This is a genomic window from Streptomyces regalis, assembly GCF_001509475.1.
GTDB lineage: Bacteria > Actinomycetota > Actinomycetes > Streptomycetales > Streptomycetaceae > Streptomyces > Streptomyces regalis.
The window spans coordinates 1-7,110 of sequence record NZ_LLZG01000126.1; the positions used below are offsets into that span (position 1 = coordinate 1).

Genomic DNA, 7,110 nt, shown 5'->3' on the forward strand with positions numbered 1-7,110 from the left:
AGCGGCAGTTCCGCGCTTCGGGCTACAACGGCACGAGCGTCGACGACATCAGCGCCGCGACCGGCCTGGGCCGCGGCAGCCTCTATGCCGCGTTCGACGACAAGCACGGCGTGCTGCTGCAGGCGATGACCGGCTACTTCGCCCGGCTGGCGCAGGGTCCGCCGAAGATGCTCGCCGGACCGGACGAGGGCGCCCTGGAACGACTGCACGCGTACTTGCTCCGCGCCGTCCACGGGGTGCCACTCGCCGCCGACGTACCCCCCGCCGATGACCGGGCGGCCGCGACCTGCTTCGCCGCCAAGATGGCCCTGGAGATCGGCGCCTCCGACCCCGAGGTGAAACGCCTGGCCAACGACTGCTTCTCCGTAGTCCGGACGGCCGTCGCCGAGTGTCTGCGAGCGGCGCAGCGCAACGGCGACATCGACCCCGACGCGGACCCCGACGACCTCGCCTACCTTCTGCTGACCGTCATCCGCGGGAGCGATGTCGTAGGCGCGTACGGCCACAGCCCCGACCGCCTCACCTCCATTGCGGAGAACGCGTTCGCCTTGCTGCCCCGCCCACGCCACCACTGACCAGGGCACAGCCGAACACGGCCCGAAGGTCCACTCGCCGCGGGGCAGACGCCTGGGCGGCTGCCCGAAGAACTGCACCCGCATCCAATCGAGTTGCTCCACCACATGCGCGGTGCCGCCGGGCTTGAACTGCACGGTCAGTCGCCGAACGCCACGCCGCCAGCGGACAGCGGCACTTCGGCCGCCGCTCCGCCAACTCGGACCGCGTGTGCCCGAGTCGGCGACCGGTCCGATCGTCGCCGTCCTGCGTGGCGTCAGCCTGACGTCATGCTCACCCACGTGGCGAACGTCTCCGTCCCCGGGACCACAACCAGGCACAGGCGGCCACCCGGCTGACGCGCAGGATCGCCCAGGCCCACGGCCACTACCGTGCACCCGGCCGCTCGTCGCCGCCCAGGGGTTCCAGTTCCGGCCGTGCCAGCCACAGGTCTGCGACGTTCCCCCCGACCTGCTGCTGGACGTCACACCCGTGTTCGACGTCGAGACCAAGGCGATGGGCTGCATGAACGTGCTGGACCACATGGTCCGAGCTGACGGCAAGGGGCTTCCCCGCCTGTTTGCGAGGGGTCTCGGCGCAGGGCGCGGTGAAGGCCGGTCTCGGCCCGGTGGCCGCGCCCGCCGTGGTCGCCGGCACCACCGTCGGACGCGGTGACGTGATCGTGGCCGACGACGACGGAGTGCTGTGCGCTCCTGCTGCGCCGCTCGCACACACTCGGCCACCGCCGCCGCAACCACGGAGAAAGGTAAAGCCGACCCGTCGCACTTGACAACTCAGTACAGAACTGCCTAGATTTCTGACTGTTCAGTACATAACCGTTTTGAGCTCACCGGACAGGCTGCGTGGCGCCATCACCGCCCCGTCGCTCTACCTCCACGGGGCCGACGACAACTGCTTTTCCGTGGAGGTGAGCGATGGCATGGCCGACCTGTTCACCAACGGCTTCGAACGCATCGTCATACCCGGCGCGGGGCACTTCCCGCACCTGGAGCAGCCCAAGACGGTCGCTGACCACATCCTGGGCTTCCTGAACGGCTGACCCCCTCCCACCACCCGGAACTCGAAGGGTTGACCGAACCATGACTGACAAGGAACGGCAGGAGGCCATGGCTGTGACGACTTCTTTCGTGGAAAAGCACCGCGGCACCGAGGCCATGCTGGCCCTCCTCGACGCGATGGACCAGATGCCGAGCGCCAGCCTGCTGCGGGCCCGCTCCTACGAACTGCTGTCTCTTGTCCCGGGCTCGTCTGCCGTGGACATCGGCTGCGGTGCCGGGCGGGCCGTCGCCGAGCTGGCCGAGCGTGGCGTCCACGCGGTGGGCGTGGATCCCGATCCGTGGATGCTGGCCGAGGCCCGGAAACGGTGGCCGGCGGCCGAGTTCCGGGAGGCGGGGGCGGAGGAGCTGCCGTTCGCCGACGGAAGTGTGCGCGGCTACCGTGCCGACAAGGTCTTCCACGCACTTCAGGAGCCATGGCGCGCGGTGGCGGAAGCGCGGCGCGTCCTCTGCCCGGGCGGCAGGATCGTCCTGGTCGGGCAGGACTGGGACGCCATCATGGTCGACTCCGATGATGCGGCGCTCACCCGCACGATCGTGCACGCCCGCGCCGACCTCCTGGGCACGCCCCGCGCCGGCCGCCAGTACCGCAACCTGCTCCTGGACGGCGGCTTCAACGACGTCACAATCGAGGTGCACACCAGCGTGTTCACCGATCCCGCGATGCTGTCGCTGCTCACCGGGCTCGCCGAGCGGGCCTGCACGAGCGGTGCCGTCGGCCGTGACCAGGCCCATGAGTGGCTCGCCGAACAGCACCGACGCGCCGAGGCCGACCGCTTCCTCATCGCCATTCCGTTCTTCGTGGCTGCCGCCTCCACCTAGAGAGCAGATGGAGCACGGGCTGCGGGGATCCGCGTGACCGGGGAACGGTGACCACGCCTGTCAGGCACTCGTGGCCGATGTGGGTTTCCATGGCCAGCTGGGGGTGGCCCCCTTCCGTGCGAGACGCCTGGTCATAAGGGCGATTACGACCCAGGTGATCAGGCTCTCAGTACTGGATGCCGTTCGTAGTCCCGGGCATGGCAGCATGCGTGCATCATCCACGCGAGCGACCTCTCGACGACCCAGCGGCGCGGCAGCACGACGAAGCCAGAGGCGTCTTTGGGGCGGCTGACCGGCTTGACGGTCAGGTTGAGGTGCTGTTTCGCCCAGTCGACGAGCTTTCCGGCGTAGGCGGGCGAGGGCGGCGAGGGCCGGGACGAGCAGATGCCCGAGGAGAACGCGGCGATCGTCACCGGCCCCGTCGAACGGCCGGTCAGCTCGGCGAGTTCACAGCGGGCCTCCGCCTGGTCGTCGAGTACGACGGCGACGATCCCGATCCGCACGAGCAAATGCGCGACCTGGCGTCCGCGCCGATCGCCGACGACGAGTACCGCGTGGTCGCCCCGGCCGACTGGTCACCGTCGCCCCGCTCGGTCAGGGACCTCGCCGACCGCCCCTGGGTGACCGGCCGGCACGGCGTGCGGTCGTGCCCTCGCGCGCATCTCCGCGCAGTACGCCTACACCCCGGGCCGCGCCCACACCGCTCGGGAGTTCCCCATCGCACCGTCCCTGGTCCGAGCGGGCCTCGGCGCGGCCGTGGTCCCCACCCTCGCCCTCACCGGCGCCCCACCCGAAACCGTGGCCCTGCCCCGCGGTCCCCGCAGCGGGCCACCGCCGCATCGCGGCCGTATGGCCCGCTTCCCCGTCCGGCCCACAACCCCGAACCGCGGCCGTGGCTCAGGCCCTCCGCCAGTCGGCCGAGAACCTGGGGCTCACGCCTGCGCCCTTGAGGGAAACGGGCGTGACGTGCGTGACTTGGAGGCCGCGCCGGCGGCGAGGATACCGATGGGCTCAACGCGCACCTCCCAGCCGTGGCAGTACGGGCAGTGCACCAGTCTGAGCAGATGTGGTGCCTGACGGTGGCCACCGACGCAATCGTTACCTGGAGCACCGAGTTTCACGGCCTGGCGGTGACCCCGCTGCGTCGTGCCGGCTGGCCCATCGACGATGAGCTGCTGGCCTCTGGCCCAGCCACCACGCCAACGTCCACTTTTACGGAACCCACTCGGCGGACATCGACGGCGTTGGCCAAGCTGGACCCGACGGCTACCGGCCGCTGCGGCCACCCAGGGCCGCCCGCGGCTGATCTGTGCTGTGGCTGCTCGCCTTACAGGCATGGCCAGCGAACTGCACGATGCCTACACCGGCCGGCTGCGTTCGTTCCTCAACAACGCACGCACCAGCATCGGACCCGGCTCCTTCGTCGTCCGCGACCGCCGCGGTGGCGGCGATTCCACGACCAAGCCGCGGCGCCGATGACCCGCCTCGCCAACCGCGTCGTGCGCTCTGAACCCGCCCAGGGTCCGCTGCGGCTGCACCGCCTCGACCGCAAGACCGGGATCGCGTGCAGCCGGTGCGGCACCCGCAGCCGGACCACGGTAGTCGTCACAGTTGCGGGCCCAGACGACCTCGTTCTCCCGCTCTTATTCGAGGAACTCCACTCACGCTGCAGCGGCGGCGATATCCAGACTTTTCATCCGCGCACTGTTGGCCCTCGTCTTGGCGAGCAGCCGGCCGGCGATCGGCAGCCGGGCGAGGCGGATCATCGCGGACCGAAGCAGCAACTCGGCGCGGTTGCCTGGGGTGAAGAAACTGCGCTGGCTCACAGCGCTGCCGAGATGGTGGGCGATGAACGGGCGCAGGTGGTCCTCCCAGTCCTGCAGCGCTCGTGGCACGTCGTGGGGGTGGCGTTCCAGCATGGTGCCGAGCAGGTCCGCCCCGGCCATGCCGGTGGATGCCCCCATGGCGGAGTAAACGGTCAGGCACCACGCGGCGTCGCCGACGAGCACGACTCGGCCGCGGTGCCAGTGGTCGAGGTGCACCTGCTCGGCGGAGTCGAACAGGTGGTCCGGGGCCTTCTCGAACTGGTCGAGCAGCCAACCGAGCGTGGAGCCGGTGGGCTCGGGGCCGTAGGCGGCGCGCAGCGAGTCGATGGCCGGCCGGGTGAACTCGGCGTCCACGTCGTCGGTGCGGTAGGAGAACAGCACCGACGGCGTACGGTCGGCGAACGGGAACACCCATACCGATCGGCCTGCCTCGGTCATGCTCAGCCCGTCCTGTGGGCGGTAGCCGGGTACCGGCTCGGGCAGTCTGTACACGGCGATCATGTAGTTCAGCCGACGGATCGGGCTCTGCTCGGGCTCGAACGCAAGCCGGCGCACCGTCGAGCGCAGTCCGTCTGCCCCGACCACCAGGTCGAACCGTTCGACGGTCGACGTCTCCGTCGTCAGGTCGCGGATCTCGACGTCCACCCCGTCGAGGTACTGGTCCAGCGCGATCGGCACGGTCGAGTACCGTATCTCGACCTCGTCGGGCAGGGCGGTGAAGGCCGCGTCTTCGATGTCGCCCCGCAGTACCATTCGAGACCCGCCGAACACATCGGCGTAGCCCACACCGCGGCGGCGCCGGCCCGTGCGGTCGAGGTCGTAGCTCACGCTTTCCGGAGCGAAGCGATTCGGCACCGCATCGGCGAAGCCCAGCCGTTCGGCGGCGGCGAGCCCGGTCCCGAACAGGGCGATGAAGTATCCGCCGCGGCGCCGCTCGGGGGCCTTCTCCAGCACCACCACGTCCCAGCCCGCGCGATGCAGTCGCAGCGCGGAGGCGATCCCGCTGATCCCGAGGCCGACCACCAGGGCCCGCTGTCTCGATGTCGTGTTCTTGTCCATGGGATTGCGCTCCGTCATTGTCGTGTCCTTCATCTGGTTGGGGTGGGTCGGCCGTTCAGGAAGCCGAGGATGTGGAGTCGTCGAGGCGGGCGAGGACGTCGAGGAGTGTGGCGTTGACCTCGGCGGGACTCTCCTGCTTGCTTGCTTCTGGGCATGGCTGAATCCGTCTGGAACCTGATCAGCTTCCAGACGGGAAAACGGATCGGTTTCCTCACTGATGAAGGTGAGGCGAGGGGGATGGGCTGAGATCTCAGGGCTTCAAGATCATCCTGTGGTCCCTTGTGGGCTTACCTTGGTGATCCCCTGGAGGGCCGCGCCGGTGTCCGCGGTGGCCAGCATCCTGTTGATGTCGAGGCCGGCCGCTGCGGAGGCCCCGACCTGGGCGACCAGATCGGTGGCGTTGCCGGCTCCGCACGCGCGGAGCCGGCCCTTCGACATTCAGGATTCAGGTGCGCGCGGACGTCGTCTGCAGGAACAGTTCGAGCAGTGCCAGCAGCGTCTCGGGCGCGTCCTCGGTCGGGAAGTGGCCGGCGCTCGGGATTTCGACCACGGGTGCGTCGGGGTAGGCCAGCCTGAACGACGGGATCACGTACTCGGGCAGCAGTGCGGTGTCCCGCATCCCGACCGCCAGCATCGCCGGTACGGCGCGCAGCGCGGCGACGGCTTCCATGGACGGCGGCCCGGGCTGGGGGCCCTGCGGGCCCTCCAGGACCTGCCGGGGGAAGGCGATGACACCGCGGGACTCCGCCGGAGTCGGGAAGGGGCTGGAGTAGGCGCGGATCCAGGTCGGCGTGGCGATCTCGGGCCGGGCGACATGCTGCAGGTCGATCATCAGGTGGGCGATGGTGTGACCCGCGTTTCCGAGGATCTGCTCGAACGAACCGTCCGAGAGCGCCGAGTGGGCCCACTGGAACCACCGGCTCTCGGCGCCGTTGGCCTTCATGAGAGGGGCGATGTCGTCTGCGAGGGGCAGCACGGTGTTCGTGGCGAAGATCCGGGAGATCCGGTCGGGGTGACGCAGTGCGAACCCGGTGCCGATGGGGCCGCCCCAGTCACGGAGCACCAGGGTGATGTCCGTGAGGTCGAGCGTGTCGACGAGCAGTGATTCGAGATTCAGGATGTGCTCGCTCGCGTCGTACGTGCGGTCCTGCGGGGTCTCGCTCTTGCCGAAGCCCATGTGGTCGGGGGCGATCACGCGGTGGTGGCGTGACAGCGGCCCGATCAGGTGGCGCCACTCGTAGCCCCAGGTGGGCTCGCCATGCAGCATGACGATCGTCTGATCGGGCCGTGAGGGGCCCTCGTCGACATAGTGCTGGCGGAAGCCGGCCGCCTCGGTGAAGCGGGCGGGATACGGCCACGTGCCATCGAACGTCTCTTCAGCAGCAATCACTGGACCTCACGCCTTCCTTGCGGTGTTGTCCGTACGGACCGCGGTCATGCGGTCCTCTGGAGTGTGTGGGTTTGAAGCAGCGTTCACCGGTCGGCTCGTTCCAGTGCTGAGCTGCGTGCTGCAGGCGTGCATGCAGCCGGTCCGGTGAGCTCAGCACGGTTGTTTACTGAACAGTCCGAAACCTAGATGGTTCTGTACTGGGTTGTCAAATACGGTGGATCGGCCGTATCTTCGGTGTATGGCGAGACCACGAAGCTTCGACCCCGACCACGTCCTGCATGCCGCCGAGCGGCAGTTCCGCGCTTCGGGCTACAACGGCACGAGCGTCGACGACATCAGCGCCGCGACCGGCCTGGGCCGCGGCAGCCTCTATGCCGCGTTCGAC

9 protein-coding genes and 1 pseudogene are annotated in these 7,110 nt (G+C 69.2%); 6 read left to right on the plus strand and 4 right to left on the minus strand.

The annotated features are described in order from the left end of the window. From ADL12_RS18235 to ADL12_RS18245, 4 genes are all read left to right on the plus strand, one after another. Positions 1 to 575: TetR/AcrR family transcriptional regulator (locus tag ADL12_RS18235; RefSeq protein ID WP_062703722.1), on the plus strand; the 575-nt coding region annotated here is incomplete at its 5' end. A 530-nt stretch (positions 576 to 1,105) separates the two neighbouring features. After that, entirely contained in the window at positions 1,106 to 1,342 is a 237-nt protein-coding gene (locus ADL12_RS58480) for an RraA family protein (protein WP_079052113.1), read from the plus strand. A gap of 51 nt (positions 1,343 to 1,393) precedes the next feature. Next, positions 1,394 to 1,612: an alpha/beta fold hydrolase gene (locus tag ADL12_RS18240; RefSeq protein ID WP_062703723.1), complete on the plus strand. Its 219-nt coding sequence runs from the start codon at positions 1,394 to 1,396 to the stop codon at positions 1,610 to 1,612. Positions 1,613 to 1,727: 115 nt separating this feature from the next. Next, on the plus strand, positions 1,728 to 2,450 hold the full coding sequence (locus tag ADL12_RS18245) for a methyltransferase domain-containing protein (RefSeq protein WP_107119949.1): 723 nt from the start codon (positions 1,728 to 1,730) through the stop codon (positions 2,448 to 2,450). Between the two features lie 63 nt (positions 2,451 to 2,513). Here ADL12_RS18245 and ADL12_RS18250 read toward each other — a convergent pair. Further along, a pseudogene (locus ADL12_RS18250) lies at positions 2,514 to 2,803 on the minus strand (transposase); the annotation flags it as partial. 982 nt (positions 2,804 to 3,785) lie between these two features. Here ADL12_RS18250 and ADL12_RS54020 point away from each other — a divergent pair. Continuing rightward, on the plus strand, positions 3,786 to 3,929 hold the full coding sequence (locus ADL12_RS54020) for a hypothetical protein (RefSeq protein WP_159053187.1): 144 nt from the start codon (positions 3,786 to 3,788) through the stop codon (positions 3,927 to 3,929). 182 nt (positions 3,930 to 4,111) lie between these two features. Here ADL12_RS54020 and ADL12_RS18255 read toward each other — a convergent pair whose 3' ends face one another. The 3 genes from ADL12_RS18255 to ADL12_RS18260 all read right to left on the minus strand — a co-directional run bounded on the left by ADL12_RS18255 (position 4,112) and on the right by ADL12_RS18260 (position 6,725). Continuing rightward, complete coding sequence (locus tag ADL12_RS18255; RefSeq protein ID WP_244187933.1) at positions 4,112 to 5,353, minus strand: FAD-dependent monooxygenase; 1,242 nt, start codon at positions 5,351 to 5,353, stop codon at positions 4,112 to 4,114. Positions 5,354 to 5,599: 246 nt separating this feature from the next. Next, positions 5,600 to 5,773: a hypothetical protein gene (locus tag ADL12_RS52730; protein WP_279617148.1), complete on the minus strand. Its 174-nt coding sequence runs from the start codon at positions 5,771 to 5,773 to the stop codon at positions 5,600 to 5,602. Positions 5,774 to 5,780: 7 nt separating this feature from the next. Continuing rightward, entirely contained in the window at positions 5,781 to 6,725 is a 945-nt protein-coding gene (locus ADL12_RS18260; RefSeq protein ID WP_062703724.1) for an alpha/beta fold hydrolase, read from the minus strand. Between the two features lie 238 nt (positions 6,726 to 6,963). Between ADL12_RS18260 and ADL12_RS18265 the strand changes: the two genes are divergently transcribed. After that, the coding region (locus ADL12_RS18265) for a TetR/AcrR family transcriptional regulator (protein WP_167364412.1) at positions 6,964 to 7,110 on the plus strand (147 nt) is incomplete at its 3' end.

Bases quoted from the DNA above. Each gene is read 5' to 3' on its own strand.
- ADL12_RS52730 (WP_279617148.1), bottom strand. From the start codon at position 5,773: ATGTCGAAGGGCCGGCTCCGCGCGTGCGGAGCCGGCAACGCCACCGAT.
- ADL12_RS54020 (WP_159053187.1), top strand. From the start codon at position 3,786: ATGGCCAGCGAACTGCACGATGCCTACACCGGCCGGCTGCGTTCGTTC.
- ADL12_RS18255 (WP_244187933.1), bottom strand. From the start codon at position 5,353: ATGACGGAGCGCAATCCCATGGACAAGAACACGACATCGAGACAGCGG.
- ADL12_RS18245 (WP_107119949.1), top strand. From the start codon at position 1,728: ATGCTGGCCCTCCTCGACGCGATGGACCAGATGCCGAGCGCCAGCCTG.